At 65.0% G+C, this 24,413-nt stretch carries 21 protein-coding genes; 5 read left to right on the top strand and 16 right to left on the bottom strand.

Annotated features, from left to right (window positions below):
* Nucleotides 1-43: 43 nt before the first annotated feature.
* The 14 genes from RLO07_RS09435 to ttcA all read right to left on the bottom strand — a co-directional run bounded on the left by RLO07_RS09435 (nt 44) and on the right by ttcA (nt 15,183).
* Entirely contained in the window at nt 44-652 is a 609-nt protein-coding gene (locus RLO07_RS09435) for a transglycosylase SLT domain-containing protein (RefSeq protein WP_462291879.1), read from the bottom strand.
* Nucleotides 649-2,697 carry an NAD-dependent DNA ligase LigA gene (ligA, locus tag RLO07_RS09430; protein WP_462291878.1) on the bottom strand — a complete coding sequence of 683 codons (2,049 nt, stop codon included), beginning with the start codon at nt 2,695-2,697 and terminating at the stop codon, nt 649-651. The genes RLO07_RS09435 and ligA overlap by 4 nt, the downstream gene beginning before the upstream one ends.
* Before the next feature lie 10 nt (nt 2,698-2,707).
* A complete protein-coding gene (zipA, locus tag RLO07_RS09425; RefSeq protein ID WP_462291877.1) occupies nt 2,708-3,718 on the bottom strand; it encodes a cell division protein ZipA in 1,011 nt (336 codons plus the stop codon).
* A 29-nt stretch (nt 3,719-3,747) separates the two neighbouring features.
* A complete protein-coding gene (smc, locus tag RLO07_RS09420) occupies nt 3,748-7,245 on the bottom strand; it encodes a chromosome segregation protein SMC (RefSeq protein WP_462291876.1) in 3,498 nt (1,165 codons plus the stop codon).
* A 144-nt stretch (nt 7,246-7,389) separates the two neighbouring features.
* Nucleotides 7,390-8,580: a c-type cytochrome biogenesis protein CcmI gene (gene ccmI / locus RLO07_RS09415; protein WP_462291875.1), complete on the bottom strand. Its 1,191-nt coding sequence runs from the start codon at nt 8,578-8,580 to the stop codon at nt 7,390-7,392.
* Nucleotides 8,577-9,047 carry a cytochrome c-type biogenesis protein gene (locus tag RLO07_RS09410; RefSeq protein ID WP_462291874.1) on the bottom strand — a complete coding sequence of 157 codons (471 nt, stop codon included), beginning with the start codon at nt 9,045-9,047 and terminating at the stop codon, nt 8,577-8,579. The genes ccmI and RLO07_RS09410 overlap by 4 nt, the downstream gene beginning before the upstream one ends.
* Nucleotides 9,044-9,586, bottom strand: coding sequence for a DsbE family thiol:disulfide interchange protein (locus tag RLO07_RS09405; protein ID WP_462291873.1), 543 nt, complete (start codon nt 9,584-9,586; stop codon nt 9,044-9,046). The genes RLO07_RS09410 and RLO07_RS09405 overlap by 4 nt, the downstream gene beginning before the upstream one ends.
* A complete protein-coding gene (locus RLO07_RS09400; protein WP_462291872.1) occupies nt 9,570-11,558 on the bottom strand; it encodes a heme lyase CcmF/NrfE family subunit in 1,989 nt (662 codons plus the stop codon). Before RLO07_RS09400 ends, RLO07_RS09405 begins: the two co-directional genes overlap by 17 nt.
* Complete coding sequence (gene ccmE, locus RLO07_RS09395; protein ID WP_462291871.1) at nt 11,555-12,022, bottom strand: cytochrome c maturation protein CcmE; 468 nt, start codon at nt 12,020-12,022, stop codon at nt 11,555-11,557. The genes RLO07_RS09400 and ccmE overlap by 4 nt, the downstream gene beginning before the upstream one ends.
* Complete coding sequence (gene ccmD / locus RLO07_RS09390; protein WP_462291870.1) at nt 12,022-12,222, bottom strand: heme exporter protein CcmD; 201 nt, start codon at nt 12,220-12,222, stop codon at nt 12,022-12,024. The genes ccmE and ccmD overlap by 1 nt, the downstream gene beginning before the upstream one ends.
* Nucleotides 12,222-12,968 (bottom strand): heme ABC transporter permease, encoded by a 747-nt coding sequence (locus tag RLO07_RS09385; protein ID WP_462291869.1) that lies wholly within the window; start codon nt 12,966-12,968, stop codon nt 12,222-12,224. Before RLO07_RS09385 ends, ccmD begins: the two co-directional genes overlap by 1 nt.
* 57 nt (nt 12,969-13,025) lie before the next feature.
* The gene (gene ccmB / locus RLO07_RS09380; RefSeq protein WP_462291868.1) at nt 13,026-13,712 is read right to left on the bottom strand and encodes a heme exporter protein CcmB; all 687 of its coding nucleotides are present in this window, start codon (nt 13,710-13,712) and stop codon (nt 13,026-13,028) included.
* A complete protein-coding gene (gene ccmA, locus RLO07_RS09375) occupies nt 13,709-14,341 on the bottom strand; it encodes a cytochrome c biogenesis heme-transporting ATPase CcmA (RefSeq protein ID WP_462291867.1) in 633 nt (210 codons plus the stop codon). Before ccmA ends, ccmB begins: the two co-directional genes overlap by 4 nt.
* The gene (ttcA, locus tag RLO07_RS09370) at nt 14,341-15,183 is read right to left on the bottom strand and encodes a tRNA 2-thiocytidine(32) synthetase TtcA (protein WP_462291866.1); all 843 of its coding nucleotides are present in this window, start codon (nt 15,181-15,183) and stop codon (nt 14,341-14,343) included. Before ttcA ends, ccmA begins: the two co-directional genes overlap by 1 nt.
* Nucleotides 15,184-15,311: 128 nt before the next feature.
* On the opposite strand from ttcA, the gene RLO07_RS09365 reads away from it, so the two are divergent.
* Together RLO07_RS09365 and RLO07_RS09360 are read left to right on the top strand one after the other, a co-directional pair.
* Entirely contained in the window at nt 15,312-16,292 is a 981-nt protein-coding gene (locus RLO07_RS09365; protein ID WP_462291865.1) for a malate dehydrogenase, read from the top strand.
* A gap of 12 nt (nt 16,293-16,304) precedes the next feature.
* Nucleotides 16,305-16,931: a TetR/AcrR family transcriptional regulator gene (locus tag RLO07_RS09360; RefSeq protein WP_462291864.1), complete on the top strand. Its 627-nt coding sequence runs from the start codon at nt 16,305-16,307 to the stop codon at nt 16,929-16,931.
* A 150-nt stretch (nt 16,932-17,081) separates the two neighbouring features.
* Here the strand turns inward: RLO07_RS09360 and RLO07_RS09355 are convergent, their stop codons facing one another.
* Complete coding sequence (locus RLO07_RS09355; RefSeq protein WP_462291928.1) at nt 17,082-19,556, bottom strand: ABC transporter permease; 2,475 nt, start codon at nt 19,554-19,556, stop codon at nt 17,082-17,084.
* Between the two features lie 9 nt (nt 19,557-19,565).
* Entirely contained in the window at nt 19,566-20,231 is a 666-nt protein-coding gene (locus tag RLO07_RS09350; RefSeq protein WP_462291863.1) for an ABC transporter ATP-binding protein, read from the bottom strand.
* Between RLO07_RS09350 and RLO07_RS09345 the strand changes: the two genes are divergently transcribed.
* From RLO07_RS09345 to RLO07_RS09335, 3 genes are all read left to right on the top strand, one after another.
* Nucleotides 20,230-20,862, top strand: a complete 633-nt coding sequence (locus tag RLO07_RS09345; protein ID WP_462291862.1) for an arylesterase — start codon at nt 20,230-20,232, stop codon at nt 20,860-20,862. The genes RLO07_RS09350 and RLO07_RS09345 overlap by 2 nt on opposite strands.
* On the top strand, nt 20,859-22,163 hold the full coding sequence (gene bioA, locus RLO07_RS09340) for an adenosylmethionine--8-amino-7-oxononanoate transaminase (protein ID WP_462291861.1): 1,305 nt from the start codon (nt 20,859-20,861) through the stop codon (nt 22,161-22,163). The genes RLO07_RS09345 and bioA overlap by 4 nt, the downstream gene beginning before the upstream one ends.
* 67 nt (nt 22,164-22,230) lie before the next feature.
* Entirely contained in the window at nt 22,231-24,372 is a 2,142-nt protein-coding gene (locus RLO07_RS09335) for a YgiQ family radical SAM protein (protein ID WP_462291860.1), read from the top strand.
* Nucleotides 24,373-24,413: the final 41 nt, after the last annotated feature.

Genomic DNA, 24,413 nt, shown 5'->3' with positions numbered 1-24,413 from the left:
GGATTTAGCCGCTGCCGACAGGATTGTTGAACCACTGCGGGACTCACTGGAACAGGCCAAAGAAACCGCGGCGCCGGGGTAGTGAACTCTCGCAGGCAGCAAGCTGGGACTGGTACTGGCTGGCGCGGGCGCGCACTTTGCCGGCAACCCCCTGCAGCCAGGCCTTTTCGCGATAGCTGCCGCGGTTGTAGCCGCCGTGGCCCTCGTGATAGGCGAGATAGAGTCGGTAGGCGTCGTCCCGGGGAATGCCACTGCGGTGCAGGGATTCGTTGTTGTACCAGCCGATAAAATGAATGGCATCGGCAAAGTTCTTGCGACTGGCCCGGTAGCGACCGGTACTGCGCTGATAACTCTTCCAGGTGGAGTTGAGTGCCTGGCTGTAGCCGAACGCGTCCGACGGCCGCGGCCCCGGAATGATGCCCAGCAAGCGTCGCCGCGGCGGCTTGGCCCTGGCTTCAAAGCGCGATTCCTGATGCATGATCGCCAGCATGACCGGAATCGGACTGTGCCAGTCGTCGCGCGCCTTGACCGCATCGGCGTACCAGCCCTTCTTGTCGCGAAAGATGCTGCAGGCATTGTCCACATTGGCCGGCGGGGTCGTGGCGCAGGCGGGCAACAGGGCTGCGAGCAGCAGGGCGAAGAGCAACCTCACAGCTGCACCCCGTGCTGCGCCAGCAGCGCCAACAGCGCCGCTTCGTCGATGACCGGAATGCCCAGCTCGGTGGCTTTGCCAAGCTTGGAGCCGGCACCGGGACCGGCGACCACCGTATGGGTTTTGGCGGAGACGCTGCCAGCCACCCGCGCCCCCAGGGCCTCGAGATGAGCCTTGGCCTCAGTGCGCCCCAGCGCTTCCAGGGTCCCGGTCACCACCCAGGTCTGCCCCGCCAGTGGCAGCGCCTCCGCTGCCACCGGCTCCAGATCCGGCCAGTGCACACCGGCAGACCGCAGTGCCGCCACCACGGCCAGGCTGTCGGCAGAATCGAAAAACTGGCGCAGGTGGTCGGCGACCACCGGGCCCACATCCGGCACCGCCAACAGGGCCTCCTCATCGGCGGCCACCAGTGCTTCCCAGCTGCCAAAGTGACGCGCCAGGTTGCCGGCGGTGGCCTCACCCACTTCGCGGATGCCCAGAGCATAAATGAAACGCTGCAGGGTGGTCGCCTTGCTCCTCTCCAGCGCCTGCAGCAGCCTGTCCACGGACTTGTCCCCCATCCGATCCAGCTCCAGCCACTGCGTGCGCGGCAAGGTGTAGATATCCGCTACGTTGCGCACCAGGCCACGATCGACCAGCTGCTCCACCAGCTTGTCGCCAAGGCCCTCCACGTCCAGCGCCCGGCGCGAGACGAAGTGGCGTATGGCGGCTTTCTGCTGGGCCTGGCAAATCAGCCCACCCATGCAGCGCAGCACGGCTTCGTCCTCGGCCCGTTCCACCACCGAACCGCACACCGGGCAGGCATCCGGGAACACCACCGGCCGCGCGGAGGCGGGCCGCTGCTCCGCGACCACGGCCACCACTTGCGGAATCACGTCCCCCGCCCGACGCACGATCACGGTATCGCCTATGCGCAGACCCAGGCGTTCGATTTCATCGCTGTTGTGCAAGGTGGCGTTGCTGACCGTGACCCCGCCCACAAACACTGGCTCCAGCCGTGCCACCGGCGTAATGGCGCCAGTCCGGCCAACCTGGAACTCCACCGCCAGCAGCCGGGTCATCTCCTCCTGGGCGGGGAACTTGCGGGCAATGGCCCAACGCGGCGCCCGGGACACAAAACCGAGACGCTGCTGCAGGGCGAGGTCGTTGACCTTGAACACGATGCCGTCGATGTCATAGGGCAGCTCCGCGCGGCGTGCAGCCAGCTCCTCGTAATAGGCGTCGCAGGCATCGATACCGGTAACCACCCGGGATTCGCTGTTGATGCGCAGACCCCAGACCTGCAAACGATCCAGCACCTCCGAGTGCCGGGCCGGCAAGTCACCACCCTCATACAGGCCGACGCTGTAGCAGCACATCTGCAGGGGCCGGCGCGCGGTGATACGCGCGTCCAGCTGGCGCAGGCTACCGGCAGCGGCGTTACGCGGGTTGACAAAGGTTTTCTCGCCGCGGGCGCGAGCCTCGGCATTGAGCTGCTCGAAACCTGTGCGTGGCAGGTAGATTTCGCCACGCACCTCCAGCAGCGGGGGATAGCCGCCACCGCGCAGGCGCAGGGGCACCGACGCGACCGTACGCACGTTGTGAGTGATATCCTCCCCGGTGGTACCGTCGCCGCGGGTGGCGCCCCGCTGCAGGCGACCGTCGCGATACAGGAGACTGACAGCAATGCCATCAAGCTTGGGTTCACAGGCGAACTCCAGCTCGTCCACCGGGTCCCTGCCGAGACGCTCCAGCAGCCTACGGTTGAAATCCCGCATGTCCTCGGCGTCGAAGGCGTTCTCCAGCGACAGCATGGGCAGCTCGTGCCGCAGCTGACGGAACTGGGACAGGGGGGTCGCGCCCACGCGACGGGTTGGGGACTCGGGGTCGAGCAGCTCGGGGTGTTCTGCCTCCAGCTCACGAAGGCGCAGCAGGCAGCGGTCGTACTCGGCGTCCGGCACGCTGGGCTCGTCCAGAACATGGTACTGGTAGTTCCAGGTCTCGAGCCGCTCGCGCAGAGCGGCGACTTCGTCTGCCGCCGACAGCTCCGCTTCCACTGTTGCCACCCCGGCCGCCTCAGCGCGAGCGGGCCAGCAGGCGCCGCTCGAGATCACGGATCTGCTGGCGACTGTGTTCCATGGTCTGCCGCGTCAAGGCGCTGCGGGTTTCGTCGAGTACGTCGCCGTCGAGATTGCGCGCCACCGCCTGGGCCGTTTCCAGCATATAGTCAAAGGCTTTCATCATGTCGTCAGGCCCCGGCAGAGTGACAAAAAACACCAGTCCGGGAGTAGTGAAATCCGACATGTTGTCGATATCAAATACACCGGGCTGCATCATGTTGGCGACGCTGAACTGGATGGCGCCGCGTCCGGCCTCGAACTCGTGGCGGTGGAAAAAACTCATGTCGCCAAAGCGCAGGTCGCAGGCCAGCAGGATATGCAGGATATCGTCGCCACGGAAACCCTCCGGCTTGCGCGCAACCACGTTGAGCATGAAGACCTCGGGCTCCACATCCCGTGGCAGGCGCCCCGGTTCCGGAGCTTCGGCAGTCGGACGCGAACGCTCTTCCGCTTCCAACGCGTCCAGCCAATCCAGGTTTTCCGGCTCCTCCCGGGTGTTGAGACCGGCGATCAGGTCATCGTCATCACTGGCTGCCGCTGCCGGCTTTTGTGCGGCCTTCGCCGGCTTCGATTTCGGCGCCACTGCCGGCTTCGGATCGCTGCCGGCCGCGGGCGTTTCCACTGCCGGCGGGGACGCCGGGGGCGGTGTCTGCACGGCGCGCCCGACAGGCCCCGCGGCGCGCTCGGCCCGGGCTGCCTGTTCCGCCCGCTCGACCTTGTCCGCATTGTTCTGGGCGGTGGCGTCCAGCAGGTCCCTGCGTTCAACGACCCGCGCCCCGCCGTTGGGCAACTCCTTCAGAAAGCCAATGTCATCATCGACCGCGGTCGCACCGGTATCACTGTTCGCCAGTTTCACCCGCACCGGGGAGCTGCGTTCATTGCGAACCCGGCGCCAGGCGTCCAACAGCACCGCCAGGATAAGCAGCACCCCGACTATCACCATCCAGTCCCGTATCGTCAAGTCCATCACAGCTGCACCCGCATCCTCCGCTTGTTCTAGCTGGCCGCCAGTTCCGCCGCCTCATCGACATCCACCGTCACCAGGCGCGATACACCCGGCTCGTGCATGGTGACACCCATCAGCTGATCCGCCAACTCCATCGAGATCTTGTTGTGGGTGATGTAGATAAACTGCACCTTGGCGGACATTTCCTTGACCATGCGCGCGTAGCGGCCAACGTTGGCGTCGTCCAGCGGTGCATCCACCTCGTCCAGCATACAGAAAGGCGCCGGATTAAGCTGGAAAATGGAGAACACCAGGGCGATCGCGGTAAGCGCCTTCTCTCCACCGGAAAGCAGGTGAATGGTGCTGTTCTTCTTCCCCGGGGGTCGCGCCATGATCGTGATGCCGGTATCGAGCAGGTCATCGCCGGTCATTTCCAGGTAGGCGTTACCGCCACCGAAAACCCGCGGGAACAGCTCCTGCAGGCCGGCGTTGACCTTGTCAAAGGTTTCCCGGAAGCGACTGCGGGTCTCCTTGTCGATTTTGCGAATCGCGGACGCCAGGGTCTCCAGGGCGGTCTCCAGGTCTTCGTTCTGGGCGTCGAGATAGTTCTTGCGCTCCGACTGCAGTGCGTATTCGTCAATAGCTGCGAGATTGATCGGCCCCAGACGCGCGATGCGCGCGGCCACCCGCTCCAGCGCAAGCTGCCACTCGGATTCGTCGGCGTTCCCGGGCATCTCGGCCAGCACCTGTTCGAGATCCTGCTCGCCTTCCCGCAACTGGCGCAGCACGTTCTCGCGCTGCACCTGCAGGCCCTGCTGCTGCAGACGCTGCTGCTCCAGCTCCGAGCGCACGCTCTGGGCGCGCTGCTCGATGGCGGCACGCTGTTGTTCTGCCTGGCGCATTGCGTGCTCCACTTCCGCGACCGCCTGCCGGGCGCGGGTCAGCTCGCCCTCGGATGTCAGCCGCAGCGCCAGTTGCGCTTCCAGCTCCTCCTGCAGGGCGCCGAGGGGATCGCCCGCCTCCGCCAGACTGCCCTGCAGCGTCTCGCGCCGCTCCTGCAGCTGCGCCACCTGGGAGCGGGTGCGCTCCAGCGTCTCGTGCACTGCGCGCAACTGGGTCTGCAGGGACTGGTGGCGCATCGCAGCCTGGTGGGCTACATCCTTGTCGTGGCGCGCCTTCTGGCGTACACCATCGAGCTGGCTGCGAGCTTCGTCGCGGCGGGTCAACAGATCCTCGCGCTGGCGCGAATCCTGCTCCATCTGCTCGATGGCAGCGGCCAGCAACAGCCGCGCCTCGGCGACTGATTCCTGCTCCTGACGGAACTGCTCGCGGGTGTCGGCGATCTCCGCGCCCAGGCGTTCCCGGCGCGCACTGATCTGTTCCAGCCGCGCCTGCTGCGCCGACAGCTTCGCGCTCGCCTCCGAGTGCTGCCGTGTAGCCTGCTGCAGCTCGCGCTGGCAGTCCTGGCGCTGGGACTCCAGCGTCTGCTGCCGCTCCCGCGCCTGCAGCTGGCCGGCTTCCAGCTCGGCGACCTGCTCCGCGGTCATGTCGATTGTCTCGGCCAGCCGCTCCAGCTCCTGGCGGCGCTGGATCACACCACCTTCCTGCTCGCCCGGCCGTTTCACCCGCAGCCAGTCGGCACCGAGCCAGATACCCTCCGGGGTGATCACCGATTCGCCCGCCGCAAGCGCAGCCCGCAGCGCCAGGGCGGCAGGCAGGTCGTCGGCCACCCGCACCCCCGCCAACAGGCTCACGGCGGCGGCGGAGCCGCGTACCCGCCCGGCCAGGAAACCCGGACCAGTGGCGGCGGCGCTGCCCTCTTCCACCAGGCTCAGCTGCCCCTGCTGCAGATCGTCCAGCAGGCTGGCATAACCCTCCAGCTGATCCACGCAGACGGCCTGCAGGTAGTCGCCGAGTACGGTCTCCACTGCCAACTGCCAGCCATCATCGACCTGCAGCTGCTGCAGCAGGCGCGGCCGGTCCTGTAGCTGGTGCGCTGCCAGCCAGGCGCTGACACCCTGATCCCGATCCTCGGTGGCGGCCTGCTGCAGGGCTTCCAGGGAAGCCTGACGGCCACGCAATTGCTGCAACCCCGAGCGGCGGTCATTGAGCTGGCCGGAAAGACTGCCCTCTTCCTCGCGGGCCGCCGCCAGTTGTTGCAGCAGCTCATCGCTGCGCGACTCAAACGCGGCCATCTGCTCTTCCAGCAGGGCGATTTCCTCCGCCAGGACTTCCAGGCCGGGTTCGTCATCATCCTGGACCAGGCCCGCCCGCTCCTCCTCCAGCTGCAAAATGCGCCGCTGCAAGCGCTGCTGGGCCTGCTCCAGGTGCTGAATGCGTGACTGTTGCACTTCGGCCTGCTGCCGCGGCGCTGCGGCATGCTGGTTGAATTCGTCCCATTGCTGCTGCCAGTGCAGCATGGCATCCTCGGCCTGCTGCAGGGCCGCGGCGGACTCCTCCTCCACCGCGTGCAACATCTCCAATTCCGGCGCCAGGGTTTCCAGCTCCGCCTCCCAGGCCTCCTGCTTCTCCTGGTCCTGGCGCAAGTGCTGGCCCGATTCCTCCAGGCTGGCCAGGGCCTGGCGCAAATCCTCGTTCAGCTGGCCTGCGCGCTCCTGCTGAAACTTGATCACCTGCTCAATACGGGACACTTCCGCACCGAGCGTATAATAGTTGGCCTGGACCTGATTGAAGGTATCCGTGCACTCACTGTGATCCTGGCGACGCTGCTCGATCGCGGTATCGACCTGCTGGTGCTCGGCATTCACCGCTTCCAGCTTCACTTCCAGCTCGGCGATGGCCTGGGCGCAGGCCGTGACCTGCCGGTCCAGCTGCTGCCACTGCAGAGCCTGCAGCTGCGCTTTCAGGGCACGCTCCTCGCTTTTGAATTCGGTGTACTTTTCCGCAGCCTGGGCCTGTCGCTGCAGGTGCTGCAGTTGCCGCTGCAGCTCGTCCCGCAGGTCGGTCAACCGCTCCAGGTTCTCCATGGTGCGGCGCATGCGGTTCTCGGTTTCCCGGCGCCGCTCCTTGTACTTGGAGATACCCGCCGCTTCCTCGATGAACACCCGCAGTTCTTCGGGCTTGGACTCGATCAGGCGCGAAATCATGCCCTGCTCGATAATTGCATAGCTGCGCGGCCCGAGACCGGTGCCGAGGAAAATGTCGGTAATGTCGCGGCGGCGGCAGCGGCTGCCGTTGAGGAAATATTCGGACTGGGCTTCCCGGGTCACCAGGCGGCGGATGGAAATTTCCGCGTAACTGGCGTACTCGCCGCCAACCCCGCCATCGCTGTTGTCGAAGACCAGCTCGATGGAGGCCTGGCCGACCGGCTGGCGATTGACCGAACCGTTGAAGATAACATCGGTCATGGACTCGCCGCGCAGGTTCTTGGCGGAGCTCTCGCCCATGACCCAGCGCACGGCGTCAATGACATTGGATTTGCCACAGCCGTTGGGGCCCACCACGGCAGACATGTTGCTGGGGAAGTTGACCGTTGTCGGGTCGACAAAGGACTTGAAGCCGGCGAGCTTGATGGACTTTAATCGCATATCACTTTAATTGACTTATATAACGCGCTGTTTTTAAACGAAAATAGCGCTTGAAAAAAGCGCTGATCGCCGACCCATGACCACAACATCTAGTGTATCCAACTTCCCTGGACAACACTACGCCTGTGGCTGGCGAAAGCCCGCTCAGGTCTGCCGGGGCTCCAGGGTAATAGCCAGCGGCTCTGTGGACAGCGAAGGCTGCAGCGGTCCGGCGCGGCCCAGCCAACTGGCGCCTTCTTCTCCGGGGGTGCCATCGGGAGAGACCTGCACCACCACCACGACCTCGCCGGCCTCGGACAGCTTCTGCCCGGCCATTGAGTTGCTGTCATCCAGGCGCAGGGTCGCCGGCAACTGGCTCGCCTGGAGTCGCTGTACCGCGATCGGCATGCGGCTGTCGCTGGCCGCTGAACGCGCCAGCACGAAGACAGTGTCTCTGGGGTTCAATGCGACCCCCTCGGGCGCAGCGACCCGCAGGCTGACGCCGATACCGGCCTGCACTTCCGGCTCACCTGCACTGGCGACGGCCGGTTCGCCAAGACGCTCGCGGGCCTCGGCAATCACCCCGGCAATCATCTGCGCACCCTCGCCACCCGGAGTTTCCATCGCCAGCAATCTCTCCCAGTACTGGATCGCGGCGCGGAACTGTTCGCGCTCAAAAGCGGCCATGCCCAGCAATCCCAGCGCCGTGCGCTGGTGCGGATTGATCGCCAGCGCCTGCTCGGCCCGGGCCTGCGACTCAGGATCCAGGCTCCGGCCGCTGGCGAGGTAGCGCGCCTGGGCGGCGTAAGCGAGGGCCTGGGCATCCTCCGGCGCCGCCATGGCCAACCTGTTGTAGGTTTCCGCTGCCATGATGAAATCGCCCTGGCCCATGTAGAAACGCCCCAACAGGGCCAGATAGTGCAGATTGTCCGGACGCTGGCCGGAGCGCTTCTCAATCGCCGCCATTAGTGCCAGCATTTCATCTTCGCCGGCGTTTTCGTCCAGCGTCGCCAACTGGCCACCGATCCTGACATCCGCGACCGAACCCAACTGGTAGTAGAGGATGCCGGCCATCACTGCCACCAGCGGCAACAACACCCAGACCGGGAACGACGCCCGGGAATATGGCTGCGGAGTCTCCAGCGGCTCCTGCTGGTCTTCCAGCAAGCGCAGCTGGGCATCGGTTTCCAGGCCGGCGTCACCCTCTTCCGCCAGTTCGCGGCGGCGCAGTCGGTACCAGTCAACATTGGCCTGGGCGCCATCGTCCAGGGGCCGGCGCATGGCCCAGCCGGGAAAGAGGTAGAACAGGCCACTGAGCAGGATCAGGCCGGCACAGGCAAGCAGGAATGTGGTCAAGCGTCTTTCTCCGCCGTTTTCAGGAGGGCCGTGAGCCGGGCCTGGTCGTTACTGTCGAGCGTGGCCGGCGACTGCTTGCGGCCGCGCAGCAGCATCAGCAAACCCGCGGCGCCACCCAGCAGCAACAGCACTGGCGCCAGCCACAGGATCGCAGTGGCGGCATTGAAGGCCGGCCGGTAGCGCACGAACTCGCCATAGCGTGCGACCATGTACTCGAGAATCTCCCCGTCGCTGGCGCCCGCTTCCAGCTGCTGATGCAGCAGCCGCCTCAGGTCCTGGGAGATCGGCGCATTGGAATCGGCGATATTCTGGTTCTGGCACTTGGGACAGCGCAGTTCCTGGCTGAGCTGGCGATAGCGCTTTTCCAGCTCCGGTTCACTGAACTCGTAGGTTTCGATGACCGCTGCCGCCGGCAGGGCCAGCAGCAGTATCCACAGGGCCAGCGCAGTTGTACGCAGTGCGTTCATGGCATTGTCTCCAGGGCGAGAATTTCCCGCCAGAGGGGCTCCAGGGTATCGCGCCAGACACGCTCGTCGATGACGCCAACATGGCGATAACGGATGACACCCTCGGCATCCACCAGATAGGTCTCAGGAGCTCCGTAAACGCCGAGGTCCACGCCCAGGGTACCTTCACGATCGACGATATTGACGAGGTAAGGATCGCCGAGATCCCGCAACCAGCGGCGAGCCGCCTCGTCCTCATCCTTGTAATTAATGCCGTAGATGGGAACGCCGCTGTCAGCCAATTGCTGCAGGTAGGGGTGTTCAACGCGACAGGAAATGCACCAGGTGGCCCAGACGTTGAACAGGGCCGCCTCGCCAATGACATCGGCGCGGGTCAGGGGCCGGTCATCGGCCAGCCCGGTGAGCTGAAAGTCCGGCAGCGGTCGGTCGATCAGGGCCGAGGGCAATGCTGTGGGGTCCAGCGACAGGCCGCGGAACAGAAATGCCGCCAGCACCACGAACAGGATCAGCGGCAGGAACAGCTTAAGCCTGGGCGCCACGGACCCCTCCCTGCAGCAGGGCGTCACGCGCGGCACTGCGCTGGCGCCGGTAACGCTTGTCGGCGACGGTCACAAAACCGCCCAGAGCCATCAGCACCGAGCCGCCCCACATCCAGCGGACAAAGGGTTTGTAGTGCAGGCGGATAGCCCAGGCGCCGTCTGTACCCACCGGCTCTCCCATGGCGACGAACAGGTCGCGGAAGAAGCCGTCGTCAATCGCGGCCTCGGTCATGACGTCGCCACTGGCCAGGTAACGGCGTTTTTGCGGCGCCAGGCGCACGACCTCGCGGCCATCACGATAGACGATAAAGCGCGCTTCATCGGCGACAAAGTTCGGGCCCTGCACGCCGCGTACATCCAGAAAGCGAAATTCGTAACCGGCGATAGTATCACTGGTGCCGGGGGTCATCTTGAGATCGTGCTCGATATTGAACTGGCTGGTGACCACGACTCCAATCACGGTCACCGCGAAGCCGATGTGGGCCACAAACATCCCCCAGTAGCTGAGCGCGAGACGGCGCAGGCCGGCGCCGATAGAGCTGGCATTGCGCACCCGGTTGGCGAGATCGCGCAGCATCCCGAATACCACCCAGCCCGCCAGCAGGATGGCCAGCGCCACCCACAGGTTGTAGTCCCCATCGTGTAGCAGCGGGAGGGTCAGGGCACAGACCAGCGTAGCAATGGCCGGAACCAGCAGTTCCGCCCGCCACCGGCTGGTGCTGTCCTGCTTCCAGCGGGAAACCGGCCCGATGCCCATGAAAGGCATCAAGAGCGCCATAAGGGGCACAAATACGGCGTTGAAGTAGGGCGGACCCACGGAATACTTGCCTTGCCCAAGCGCGTCCATCAGCAGCGGGAACAGGGTGCCGAACAAGACCGTCAGGGTTGCCACCAGGAACACCACGTTATTGACCAGCAACAGCGACTCCCGCGACAGCCAGGCAAAGCCGACCCGGCTGCTCACCGCCGGTGCCCGCAGGGCGTAGAGAATCAGGGAACCTCCCACCACGATACCGAGGAACACCAGGATAAACAGGCCGCGAGCGGGATCGGTGGCGAAGGCATGTACCGAGGTCAGCACCCCGGAACGCACCAGGAAGGTACCCAGCAGGCTGAGAGAGAAGGCGAAAATGGCCAGCAGTACGGTCCAGCTCTTGAACAGGCCGCGTTTTTCCGTCGCCGCCAGGGAGTGGATCAGTGCGGTGCCCGCCAGCCAGGGCATGAAAGACGCGTTTTCGACCGGATCCCAGAACCACCAGCCACCCCAGCCAAGCTCGTAGTAGGCCCACCAGCTGCCAAGCATGATCCCCAGGGTCAGGAAGGCCCAGGCGACATTGGTCCAGGGTCGGGACCAGCGCGCCCAGGCCGCGTCCAGACGCCCGCCCAGGAGGGCTGCGATGGCGAAGGCGAAAGCCACCGAAAAACCGACATAGCCCATGTACAACAAGGGCGGATGGATGATCAGGCCAAAATCCTGTAGCAGCGGGTTCAAGTCCTGCCCGTCCACCGGCGTCCCGGGCAGCAGGCGTGCAAAGGGGTTGGAGGTGAACAGCGAGAAGGCCATGAAGCCGACCCCGACAAAGCCCATCACCGCCAGTACCCGCGACAGCATCAGCAGCGGCAACTGCGGGCTGAAGACAGCTACGGCGCAGGTCCACATGGCGAGAGTCAGGATCCACAGAAGCAGCGAGCCCTCATGGTTGCCCCACACCGCGGAGAACTTGTAATACCAGGGCAGCAGGCTGTTGCTGTTGTTGGCCACGACCTCAACCGAGAAGTCGTCCTGCATGAAAGCCCAGGAGAGACAGGCAAAACTGATGGCCGCAAAAACCAGAATCCCGATCGCCAGGTTGGGGGCCAGGGCCATGGCTGTCGCATTGCCGCGCCAGGCACCCCAGAGTGGCACCGTGCACAGCAGCACCGACAGGCAAAAGGCGAGGATGAGGGCGAAGTGACCAAACTCGGGAATCATCGCGCATACTCCTGCTTTGCGGCCTGCTCGGCCATTCTCGCTTTCGATGCTTCCAGCGCCTCCGCCACTTCGGGCGGCATGTAGTTTTCGTCGTGCTTGGCCAGGACTTCCGCAGCCTGCAGGACGCCGTCTTCATCCAGCTTGCCGGAGGCAACCGCGCCCTGCCCCTCACCGAACAGATCCGGCAGGATGCCGGTGTAGACCACCGGGACCACAGCCTCGTAATCGGTCACCTGGAAACGCACTTCCAGGCTATCGCTGCTGCGCTGGACGCTGCCATCCACCACCATGCCACCGACACGGATGGTCTGGCCCACCGGGGCCAGGCCCGCGACGACTTCCACTGGCGGGTAGAAAAGGTTGATATTGCCGCGCAGGGCAAAGGTGACCAGGCCAATGGCGGCACTGGAGAAAAACACCAGGAACAGGACGAGATACAGGCGCTGCTTGCGAACGGGGTGCATCAAACCTCCTTGCCGGCGTCGGGGGCCTTGCCACCGCTGCGCCTTATTTGCCCTTCCAACTGCCGCAGGAAGCGCCGTTGCCGGCGCCGCGGTGCGTACAGAATAAATACGATGACCCCAAGTGTAATCAGATACGCGGACCAGACAAAGGCGCCGTGGCCATCCATCTGCAGGGCTGCGGCCAGGGATTCAAAATACATCAGTCCGGCTCTCCCGCCCCCGCCAACCGCCTGACCCAGGCCGTTCGTTGTTCGCGCTGCAATATCTCAGCTCGCATGTTCATCAGCAGTGCACAGGTAAACAGCGCATAGAAGGCAATGATCATGAACAGCAGCGGGTAGAGCATGCTCGGATCAATGGTCGTGCCCCCGGTAAATTTGATCGAAGCCGGCTGGTGCAGGCTGTACCACCAGTCTACAGACTTGTAAATGATGGGAATGTTCACTGTGCCGACCAGACTCAATACCGCACAGGCCTTGGCTGCCAGTTCCTTGTTCTCGTAAGCCTCATACAGGGCGACAACCCCGAGATAGAGAAAGAACAGGATCAGCATGGACGTGATGCGGGCGTCCCACACCCACCAGGTCCCCCAGGTCGGCTTGCCCCAGATGCTGCCGGTCACCAGGGCGACAAAGGTCAGGGCGGCACCGATCGGGGCACAGGCACGCATGGCGACGTCCGCCATTTTCATCCGCCAGATCAGGCTGACCGCACCGGCAATGGCCATCACATAGTAGCCGGCCAGGGCGACCACCGCCGCCGGCACGTGGATGTAGATAATGCGGTAGCTGTTGCCCTGGCGGAAATCGGGTGGCGTGAACAGGACGCCCCACACCGCCCCGACCACCAGTGCGATGATGGTGATGGGCAACAGCCAACGCAGAATGGACCCGGACAGGCGATAGAGCCAGGGAGGAGAACCAAACTTATGGAAGAGTGACCACATAGGCGCGCAATTATACAGCGACCCGGGCGCCGAACAATGTGAATCGGCGGAAATCGCTCAGGTGTCGACGCTGATACGCAGACCGGCGGCGATCGCCAGCGGCGCCAGTGCCACCGCCATGCAGAGCATGGCCCCGAGAATGGCCAGGTAAGGTGCGGCCGGGACTCCCGCCAGTGCTGCCTGCACTGCCCCGCTGCCGAAGATCAGCACCGGCATGTAGAACGGCAGGATGAGCAGGGAGATCAGCATGCCACCGCGCTGCAGCCCGACCGTGAGCGCACCGCCGATCCCGCCGACCAGGCTGAGCACCGCCGTGCCCAACAGCAGGCTGCCCGCCAGGGCCGGAATCGCGGCCACATCCAGCCCCAGCATCAGTGCGAACAGGGGCGACAGCAGCCCCAGCAGGAACCCGGTCAACAGCCAGTGCGCCAGCACATAGGCCAGCACGGACAGGTACAGGGGCTGTGGCGCCAACAGCAGCTGCTCGAGACTGCCATCTTCGAAGTCCCCGCGAAACACGGCCTCGGAGGTGAGCAGGTTCGACAACAGGGCCACGATCCAGAGAATGCCGGGGGCAAAGGCAGCCAGGGTGTCCGGTGCCGGTCCCAGGCCCAGCGGAAACAGGACAATAACCATGGCAAAAAACAGAAGCGGGTTGCCGATCTCCACCGGCCGACGCAGGCCCAGGACCAGCTGCCGCCGCAGCAGGCGGCCACAGAACGCGGCGCTGCCGGCGGCCCTCATTGCAACAGGCCCGTGGCCAGGTCCAGCCGCAGCAGCGGGTAAGGCACCGCCACCTGCTGGTGGGAGGTCAACAACACTGAACCACCGGCAGCCAGATGCAGGGCCAGGCGCGCCTCCAGTTCGGCGACACCGCCGCGGTCTATTGCCGTGAAGGGCTCATCCAGCAGCCACAGCGGAGCCCGGGAGAGATAGAGGCGGGCCAGGTTGACGCGCCGCTGCTGCCCGGCCGACAGTGCGTGGCTGGGCACGTCCTCGTAGCCGTAAAGGCCTACCGCCGCCAGCGCCTGGTCAATTTCCCCGGCGCTGAATTCGGCCTCGCCGGCTATGTGCCAGGCGAGGTTCTCGCGCGGGGTCAGAAGGCCCTTGACCGCGCTGTGGTGTCCGAGGAACAGCTGCTGGGCATGGCGGCTGACACGACCGCTGTACCCGTAGCGGGAAAGCCCCGCCAGAATGCGCAGCAGGCTGGTCTTGCCGGCGCCGTTGGCACCCTCGATTTGCACCAGCTCACCGGGGCCCAGTTGCAGGTCGATATCACTGAACAGCTGGCGTCCACCTCGCTCCAGGCCCAGACTCTCGGCTTCCAGCAGCGCCCCGCCAGGGGTCTCGCCCGCACTTGCCGCGTGATCCACTAGAGATTGACTACGCGGATAGCGGGCAAGTGCAGGTCCTGGTCGACCTCGACGCGCAGCTTGCTGAAGTCAAACAGCGCGGTGTCGGCCAGCTGCGAGGGGGCGACATTGCAGATGCTGCGAAATATGGTTTCTGTGCGCCCCGGATACTGGCGCTCCCAGTCCTTGAGCATCTGCTTGATCTGCACCCGCTGCAGGTTCTCCTGGGAGCCGCAGAGGTTGCAGGGGATGATAGGGAAGGCTTTGTAATCAGCGTAGGCCACCAGATCCTTCTCCTTGCAGAAGGCCATCGGTCGGATCACCACGTTGCGCCCGTCGTCGGAGAGCAGCTTCGGCGGCATCGCCTTCAGGCTGCCGCCGAAGAACATGTTCAGGAACAGGGTTTCGACAATATCGTCGCGGTGGTGGCCCAGCGCGATCTTGCTTGCGCCGATATCCTGGGCGAAGCCATACAGGCTGCCGCGGCGCAGGCGCGAGCAGAGGCCACAGGTGGTCTTGCCCTCGGGGATGACCTCGCGCACGATGCTGTAGGTATCCTTTTCCAGGATGTACCAGGGAATATCCAGCTGCTCCAGGTAGGCGGGCAACACGTCTTCAGGGAACCCGGGCTGTTTCTGGTCGAGGTTCACGGCCACCAGCTCGAAGTCGATGGGCGCGCTGATCCGCAGCGCCATCAGCACATCCAGCATGGCATAGGAATCCTTGCCCCCTGACAAACAGACCATGATCCGGTCACCGGCCTCGATCATGTTGTAGTCGGCGATGGCATTGCCCACATTGCGCCGCAAGCGCTTCTGCAACTTGTTGAATTCCAGCCTTTCTTTCCGGGAAAGTTCGCGCACGACCTGCCTGCTTCGGGTACCTGTGTGGCTGCGCATTTTACAGGCAGCGGGTTGTTTTTTCACCCGTTTAACTCGACAATGTCGACCCCGCAATCCCTATCCACCCGACCGCTGAGGATTCTCTCCCGATGAAAGCACCCGTACGAGTGACCGTTACCGGCGCTGCCGGCCAGATTGGCTATGCGCTGCTGTTCCGTATTGCCGCCGGCAACATGCTGGGCGAAGACCAGCCGGTTATCCTGCAGCTGCTGGACATCACCCCGGCAATGGAAGCCCTCAACGGCGTCAGGATGGAGCTGGATGACTGCGCGTTTCCGCTGTTGTCCGACATTATCTGCACCGACGACCCGAACGTCGCTTTCAAGGATGCCGATTACGCCCTGCTGGTCGGCGCGCGCCCACGCGGCCCGGGCATGGAGCGCAAGGACCTGCTGGAAGCCAACGCCGCGATCTTCTCGGTGCAGGGCAAGGCCATCGACGCCCACGCCAGTCGCAATATCAAGGTGCTGGTGGTGGGCAATCCCGCCAACACCAATGCCCTGATCACCCAGCGCAACGCACCGGACATCAACCCCCGCAATTTTACCGCGATGACGCGGCTGGATCACAATCGCGCCATGAGCCAGATCGCCCGGAAGACCGGCAAGACCGTCAACGACGTCACCAAAATGACTATCTGGGGCAACCACTCCGCCACCCAGTACCCGGACCTGTTCAACGCCGAAGTCAGTGGCGAGAAGGCCATCGCCCTGGTCGACCAGAGCTGGTACGAAAACGATTTCATTCCTACCGTGCAGCAACGTGGCGCAGCGATCATCAAGGCCCGCGGTGCCTCCTCCGCTGCGTCAGCGGCGAATGCTGCCATCGACCACATGCGCTCCTGGGCGCTGGGTACCGAGGGCGACGACTGGGTGTCCATGGGTGTCTATTCGGACGGCTCCTACGGCATTGCCAAAGGCCTGATTTACTCCTTCCCCTGCCGCTGCAACAACGGTAACTGGGAAATCGTCCAGGACGTCGAGGTCGGCGACTTCAGCCGCGGGAAAATGCAGGCGACGGAACAGGAACTGGCCGAGGAGCGGGACGCAGTCCAGCACCTGCTGCCCTAGGGGCGGCACGGCGTGAGGCAAGCGGCCGGACACAAAAGCTATCACCACGGCAACCTGCGAGCAGAGCTGCTGGACACGGCGGTAGACGAACTGGAGATCCGGGGTGCGGAAGCGTTGAGCCTGCGGGCACTGGCCCGCGGGATCGGCGTGTCCCAGACCGCGCCCTACCGCCACTTCAGCGACAAAAGCGACTTGCTGGCCGCCATGGCCGCCGTCGGCTATCGTCGCCTCCTGTCCAGCCTGCGCGAGGCCGCCGCTGCGACCGGGGAATCCCCGCGAGAGCAGCTGCAGGCCCTGGCCCATGCCTATGTCGCGTACGCGGGCCGGTATCCGCAGATGTTCAAACTCATGTTTGGCCCTTCCGTACACCCGGATTCCCAGCCGGAATTGCGCGAGGCGAGCCGCGACACCTTCCAGCAGGTACAGTCCATCCTCCGCCGCGGTATCGAACAGGGCATTTTCCGGCAGCAGGACCTCGCCTATCTCACCAACGCCGCCTGGGCCGGCATCCACGGCCTAGCCACCCTGCTGGTGGATGCACCGGAACTGTTCCAGCGTCACATCGACCTGCCCCGGCAGGTAGAGCTCGGGGTGCAGACCTTCATCACGGGTATCAGCAGCCACGCCGCCGCTCCCTGAGGGCAGGTTTTCATGCAGGAGCCCGCTGGCCCAGGCCACCCTCTCTGTCCGCTGCGCGACCATTCACCTTGTCCGCGGGCGATCGCGCACGGAGTGCGCTCCCACAGGGTAGGAGCCCGCTCCGCGGGCGATCACGAACCGGTGCGCGGGTCAGAGTTCCCGCAATACCGCCAGCGGGGGGCTGGACACCACCTTGCGGCAGCTGAATACACCGAGTGCGGCGATCAGCACCGTGCCCACCACTATCCCCACCGGCCACACCCAGGGCGAGGGTGCGTACTGCATGCCCATCACCTGCGCCTGCAGAATGTAGACGGACAGTTCCGCCGCGACCGTGGCCAGCAGGCCCGCGAACAGCCCCATGGCAGCAAACTCGATCAGCAGACCGCCCAGCACCAGGCGCCGGCGCGCACCCAGAGCGCGGAGGATGGAGCTCTCGTGCATGCGCGCATCGACGCTGGCCTGGACCCCGGCCACCAGCACCAGGGCACCGGCCACCATGATCACGCCCAGCACCAGTTCCACCGCCGCCGACACCTGGCTGACAATGCCGCGGACCTGCGCCACCACCACGTCCATCTCGATCACCGACACCGTGGGGAAGCGGCGAATGAACTGGTTTAAGAACGGCTTCTGCTCCGGCTCCAGATAAAAACTGGTCATGAAAGTCGCCGGATAGGGCGCCAGCAATCGCGGCGGGAACACCAGCCAGAAATTGGGATTGAAGGACTGCCAGTCAATTTCGCGAATGCTGGTCACCGTGGCCTCGAAGGGCTCGGACCCTACCTGGAAACCGATGCGGTCACCGAGAGTGACGCCAAAACGCTCGGCAAACTCGCGTTCCAGCGAGACCTCCCTGGCGTCGCTGCGGGATGCCCACCACTCCCCCTGTAACAAGGTATTGTTCGCGGGCAGCTGGTCGGACCAGGTAAAGTTGGCCTCGCGCTGGCGCCGCCCCTCCTCCTCTGCCTCTTCCCGCCGCGGCAGATCTGCGCCGTTGACACTGAGAATACGGCCGCGAATCATCGGCGAGAGCGTGGCCCCGGGCACGTCCCGGGCCCGCAGCATCTGCTCCACTGCCTGCACTTCCTCGGGGGCAATATTGAGGGCGAAGTGGTTGGGAGTATCCTCGGGCAGCTGGGTCTGCCAGGCGTCAATAAGCGAGGTTCGCACCAGCAACAGCACCAGCAGCAGCATGATCGCCATGGCAAAAATCACTACCTGCAGGGCATTGGCGGTGCCGCGCCGCTGCAGGCCGGCAAAGGCCAGGCGCCAGACACTGCCTGCGCTCATGCCCACCAGGCGCCCACCCCGCAACAGGGTGAGAGCCAGCACCAGCCCCAGCACCACCGTCGCCGCCAGCCCCGCCAGCACCGCCGCGGTCAGCATCCAGTCGCCGCTGTACCACCACATCAGGCCACTGACCGCGGCCAGGCCGATCGCGTAGTCGGTCAGCGTGCGGCGCTGCTCCGACGGCATGTCCCGGCGCAGAACCCGCAGCGGACTGGCCAGGCTCAGGCGCCGCAGGGGCGGCCAGGCAAAGCACAGCAGGCACACCAGGGCGGTCGCAGCACCAATGCCGTAGGGGCGCAGCCCGGCGGGACCTGGCTGTACCGGCAGTTGTTCGCCAAACAGGCTGAAAAAGCTCTGTTGCAGGGCCCAGCCGAGGCCGCAACCCAGCACGGTGGCAATGAGACCCAACAGCAACAGGCTGCTGCCGTAGAGCCGGGTAATGTCCCGGGAGGTCGCGCCCAGGCTCTTCATGATGGCGACATAATCATTGTGACGTTCGCTGAAGCGTCGCGCCGCCAGGGCAATCGCCACTCCCGCCAGCACGACACCAAGGCTACCCGCCAGCAGCAGGAAGCTTTCTGCCCGCTGCAGCGCCTCCCCCAGGCCCGGCTGGCCATCGCTGACGTCCAGCAGGCGCTGCCCCGGCTGCAACTGCGGCCGCAGCCAGTCCAGCAATTGGTCCAGCGTTGCGGCATTGTCACTGGCGTACAGTTGCCGATACTCGACCCGACTGCCCGGCTGCACCACGCCGGTAGCGGCGATATCGTCGTAGTGCATCAGCACCCTGGGGCCCAGGCCGAGAAAGGACCCGCCCTGGTCGGGCTCCGTGCGGGCTGCCGCTGCCACGGTGAACTCGGCCTCGCCAACCGCGATCCGGGAGCCAATGCTCACATCCAGCAGCGGGAACAGCCGTGAATCCAGCCACACCGTCCCCGCCTCCGGGCCGCTGCTGGCGCTCAACACGGTGCCGAAGGGCTGTTCGCTGTAACGCAGCTCGCCGCGCAGCGGATAGGCGGCAGTGACCGCCTTGACCGAAGCCAGCACCATATCCTCGTCACCGGCGTAGACCATGGAGGGAAAGGTCAGCACCCGTGCCGTCTGCAGACCCAACTCGTCCGCCTTTGCCAGCCAATCCGCAGGCATGTCGCTGCCGCTGCGCACCACCCGGTCTGCCGCCAGGAAGCGATGACTCTCCTGCTCCAGCGCGGTTTGGAGCCGAGTAGTGAAGGCGCTGATGCCAGCTACCACCGCCACCGCCAGCACCAGGGCCGCGATCAGCACCCCCAGCTCGCCGCCGCGCCAGTCCCGCGCCAGCATGCGGGTCGCCGTCATGAACACGGGCTAGTCGCCTTCGACCAGGGCACCGGCATCGAGCCGGAACCGGTGCTGACAGCGGGCCGCCAGGGCGTGATCGTGCGTGACCAGCACCAGGGTCGTACCCTGCTCCCGGTTGAGTTCGAACAACAGGTCGACGATATGGCTGCCGGTGGTCGTGTCCAGGTTGCCGGTGGGCTCGTCGGCAAAGAGGATGGCCGGGCTGTTGGCAAAGGCACGGGCGATGGCGACCCGCTGTTGTTCGCCGCCGGACATCTGCCGCGGGTAGTGGTGTATCCGCGGACCGAGGCCGACCCGCTCAAGGAAATGCCGGGCCTGCTTGCGGGCGTCCGCCTGCCCCTGCAATTCCAGCGGCAGCATCACATTCTCCAGCGCGGTCAGGGCCGGCAGCAACTGGAAGGACTGGAACACAAAGCCCACTTCCCGACCACGAAACAGTGCGCGCTGATCCTCGTCGAGGGCGCTGATATTGGTGTCATTGATCACCACCCGGCCACCACTGGCCTCGTCCAGCCCCGCCAGCAGACCCAGCAGGGTGGATTTGCCCGAACCCGAGGCGCCGATGATCGCCACCGACTCCCCCGACTTGATTTCCAGTGTGATCCCTTTCAGTATCTCCAGCTCGCCCCCGGCCATGGGGACACGTTTCTGGAGATTTTCAGCCTTGATCATGCAGCGATTCCTTTTCGCACTGTTACGCAGCTCGCTCGTTATCGGATTGTGCGGCCTGCTGGCGCTGCCAGCGGCAGCCGGACAAGCGCGAACCCTGCTGGTGCTCGGGGATAGTATCAGCGCAGCCTATGGCATGTCTCTGGAACAGGGCTGGGTAGCATTGCTGGAAGAACACCTGCAGGACAGCCATCCCCATTACCGGGTGGTCAATGCCAGCATCAGCGGCGAGACCACCGGCGGCGGCCTGCGCCGCCTGCCCGACCTGCTGGCGCGCTACGAGCCCGCGATTGTGCTGCTCGAACTCGGCGGCAATGACGGCCTGCGCGGCTACCCGCCGGCCAATATCCGCGACAATCTTGCCAGCATGACCCGGCTGGCCCAGGACGCCGGCGCCGAGGTGCTGCTGCTGGCGATGGAAATCCCGCCGAACTACGGCGCCCGCTACACTGCAGCATTTCGCGACAGCTTTACCGCTGTGGCGGAGGCAACCGGGGCCCGGGCACTGCCGTTTATTCTCGACGGTATCGCCACCGACGCCAGCCTGATGCAGGATGACGGCATCCACCCCACCGTCGAGGCGCAGCCCCTGCTCCTCGACAGGCTGCTGCCCAGCCTGCTGGAGCTGCTGTGAGCGCCCGCAAGCCCGGCTGGGCGCAGCTGCAGGCAGGTGATGCGGCCAGCATCTGGCACCCCTACGCGTCGGCAACGGACACGCCCGAGGTCTACCCGGTCGCCAGCGCCGAGGGCGTGCGCCTGACCCTGGCCGACGGCCGCGAGCTGATCGACGGCATGGCCTCCTGGTGGTGCGCCATCCACGGCTACAATCACCCGGTCCTGAACCGGGCCGTACACAAGCAGTTGCAGGCCATGTCCCACGTCATGTTCGGCGGCCTGACCCACGCGCCGGCGGTGCGCCTGGCACAGCTCCTGATCGAGATCACGCCGCCCAGCCTGGAGCGGGTCTTCTTCAGCGACTCGGGTTCGGTGGCCGTGGAAGTGGCGATGAAGATGGCCATCCAGTACTGGTATTCCGTGGGCCAGCCGGGCAAGCAAAAACTGGTGGCCCTGCGCAACGGCTACCACGGTGACACCTTCGGCGCCATGTCCCTGTGCGACCCCGTCACCGGCATGCACCACCTGTTCGGCGACGCGCTGGCCCGGCAGCATTTTGCACCGGCACCGGATGTGCCCTTCGGCCAGCCCTGCGACGAGCAGTCACTGGCCGCCATGGAGGACCTGCTGGCCAGTCACCACCAGGAGCTGGCGGCAGTGATCGTGGAGCCGGTGGTGCAGGGTGCCGGCGGCATGCGTTTCTACTCGGCGGACTACCTGGTGCAGTTGCGCGGCCTCTGCGATGCCTTCGATGTGCTGCTGATCTTCGACGAAATCGCCACCGGCTTCGGCCGCACCGGCAAACTGTTTGCACTGGAGCACGCGGAGGTGGAACCGGACATTCTCTGCCTGGGCAAGGCCCTGACCGGCGGCTACATGACCCTGGCGGCCACGCTTTGCAACCGCCGGATCAGCCACGGCATCAGCGAGGGCGAGGCCGGCGCCTTCATGCACGGCCCCACCTTCATGGGCAATCCGCTGGCCTGTGCCACCGCGGTCGCCAGTATCGAGCTGTTGCTGTCTCAGCCCTGGCAGCGCTGTGTACAGCGCATCAACCGCGGGCTCGAAGCCGGCCTGGCTCCGGCCCGGGAGCTACCGGGCGTGGCGGACGTGCGCAGCCTGGGCGCCATCGGCGTGATCGAGCTGAAAGAGCCCGTGGACATGCAGCAGATACAGCCGCTGTTCGTGGAACGCGGGGTCTGGGTGCGCCCCTTCGGCAAGCTGGTGTACTGCATGCCGCCCTTTATCATGAATGATGTCGATCTCGAGTTGCTGACCACAGCCATGGTCGATACGGTAGCCGCTGTCGGAGGACGCTGACCCGCGCAGCAGACGCGCGGGGAATCGCGTACAATGTCACCCTCATTCTCCTCCCGCAGCCATCGCAATGTCGACCTCAGTCCACAGTCAGCCACTCTTCTCCTACCGCAAGTACTGGGCGGAGTGCTTTGGTCCGGCTCCGGAGCTGCCCATGTCGCGCGCGGAAATGGATGCCCTGGGCTGGGACAGCTGCGACATCATCATCGTCACCGGCGATGCCTATGTAGACCATCCCAGCTTCGGCATGGCGGTGGTGGGCCGGACTCTGGAGGCACAGGGCTTCCGGGTCGGCATCATCGCCCAGCCCGACTGGACCAGCGCCGATCCCTTCAAGGTGCTGGGCAAGCCCAACCTGTTCTTCGGCGTCGCCGCCGGCAACATGGACTCCATGATCAATCGCTACACGGCGGACAAGAAACGCCGCAACGACGATGCCTACACCCCCGGCAATGTCGGCGGCAAGCGCCCGGATCGGGCGGTGATCGTCTATAGCCAGCGGGTGCGGGAGGCGTACAAGGATGTGCCGCTGATTATCGGCAGCATCGAGGCCAGCCTGCGTCGTATCGCCCACTACGATTACTGGAGCGACAAGGTACGCCGCTCGATCCTGCTCGATTCCTGTGCCGACCTGCTGCTCTATGGCAACGCCGAGCGCGCCCTGGTCGACGTCGCCCACCGTCTCGCCGCCGGCGAGCCGGTGCAGCAGATCCGCGACCTGCGCGGCACCGCCTATGTCTGCAAGCGGCTGCCGGAGCACTACCGGGTCATCGATTCCAGCCACCTGGACGTCATCGGCCCGGTGGAAGCGCCCATCAATCCTTATCTCGACACCCGCACCGAGGCCTGTGCCAACACCAGCGAGGAAGGCGCCGCCGAAGCTGAGACAGTCACTGTTACCCTGCTGGACCGACCACGGGACGACAATCCCGCGGTCATTCGCCTGCCAGCCTACGAACAGGTGCGGGACGATCCGGCCCTGTACGCCCACGCCTCGCGCATCCTGCACAAGGAAACCAACCCGCACAACGCGCGGCCCCTGGTGCAGGCCCACGGCGACCGGGACGTGTGGCTGAACCCGCCCCCGATTCCACTGGAGACAGAAGAGCTGGACCTGGTGTTCGAACAGCCCTACACCCGCCTGCCACATTCCAGTTATGGCGATGCCCGCATTCCTGCCTACGAGATGATCCGGCACTCGGTCAACATCATGCGCGGCTGCTTTGGCGGCTGCACCTTCTGCTCGATTACCGAGCACGAAGGCCGCATTATCCAGAACCGCTCCGAGGACTCCATCATCCGCGAGGTGGAGCGCATCCGCGACACCTCCCCTGCCTTTACCGGCGTGATCTCGGACCTGGGTGGCCCCACCGCCAACATGTGGCGAGTGGCCTGCAAGAGCAAGACCATTGAGGCAGCTTGCCGCAAGCTCAGTTGTGTCTATCCAGGCATATGCAAGAATTTGAATACCGACCAGACTCCCCTGATCAGTCTGTACCGCCGCGCCCGCGCCGTGACCGGGGTCAAGAAGGTGCTGATCGCTTCCGGCCTGCGCTACGACCTGGCAGTGGAAACCCCGGAATATGTGGAGGAGCTGGTCAAGCACCACGTCGGCGGCTATCTGAAAATCGCCCCCGAACATACCGAGGAAGGCCCGCTGTCGAAGATGATGAAGCCGGGCATGGGCAGCTATGACCGCTTCAAGACCCTGTTCGAGAAGTACTCGAAGGAAGCTGGCAAGCAGCAATACCTGATCCCCTACTTCATCGCCGCCCACCCCGGTACCCGCGATGAGGACATGATGAACCTGGCGCTGTGGCTGAAGCGCAACAAGTTCCGGGCCGACCAGGTGCAGACCTTCTACCCCTCGCCCATGGCCACCGCCACCGCCATGTATCATACCGGCAAGAACCCGCTCAAGCGCGTAACCCGGGGTAGCGAGACCATGCCCACTGTGCAGAAACTTTCCCAGCGCCGCCTGCACAAGGCCTTCCTGCGCTACCACGATCCGGACAACTGGCCGGAACTGCGTACAGCACTGAAGAAGATGGGCCGCGCGGACCTGATCGGCAACGGCAAGATGCACCTGGTGCCGCCGCGGCAACCCGCCAAGCGCCACCAGCGGGTGCCGGCGGGGACTGCCAGCTTTGCCACCCAGCACAATGGGCTGCCGCGCAATCCCGCGGCGCGCAAGTCCCGGGCACGCCGCTAATCACACCTGGCTGAGCGGCGGCACGCCTGTCGCATCCGCAT

This window comes from Haliea sp. (genome assembly GCF_040221975.1).
Classification (GTDB): Bacteria; Pseudomonadota; Gammaproteobacteria; order Pseudomonadales; family Halieaceae; genus Haliea.
This window is presented reverse-complemented; position numbering and strand designations above follow the sequence as displayed.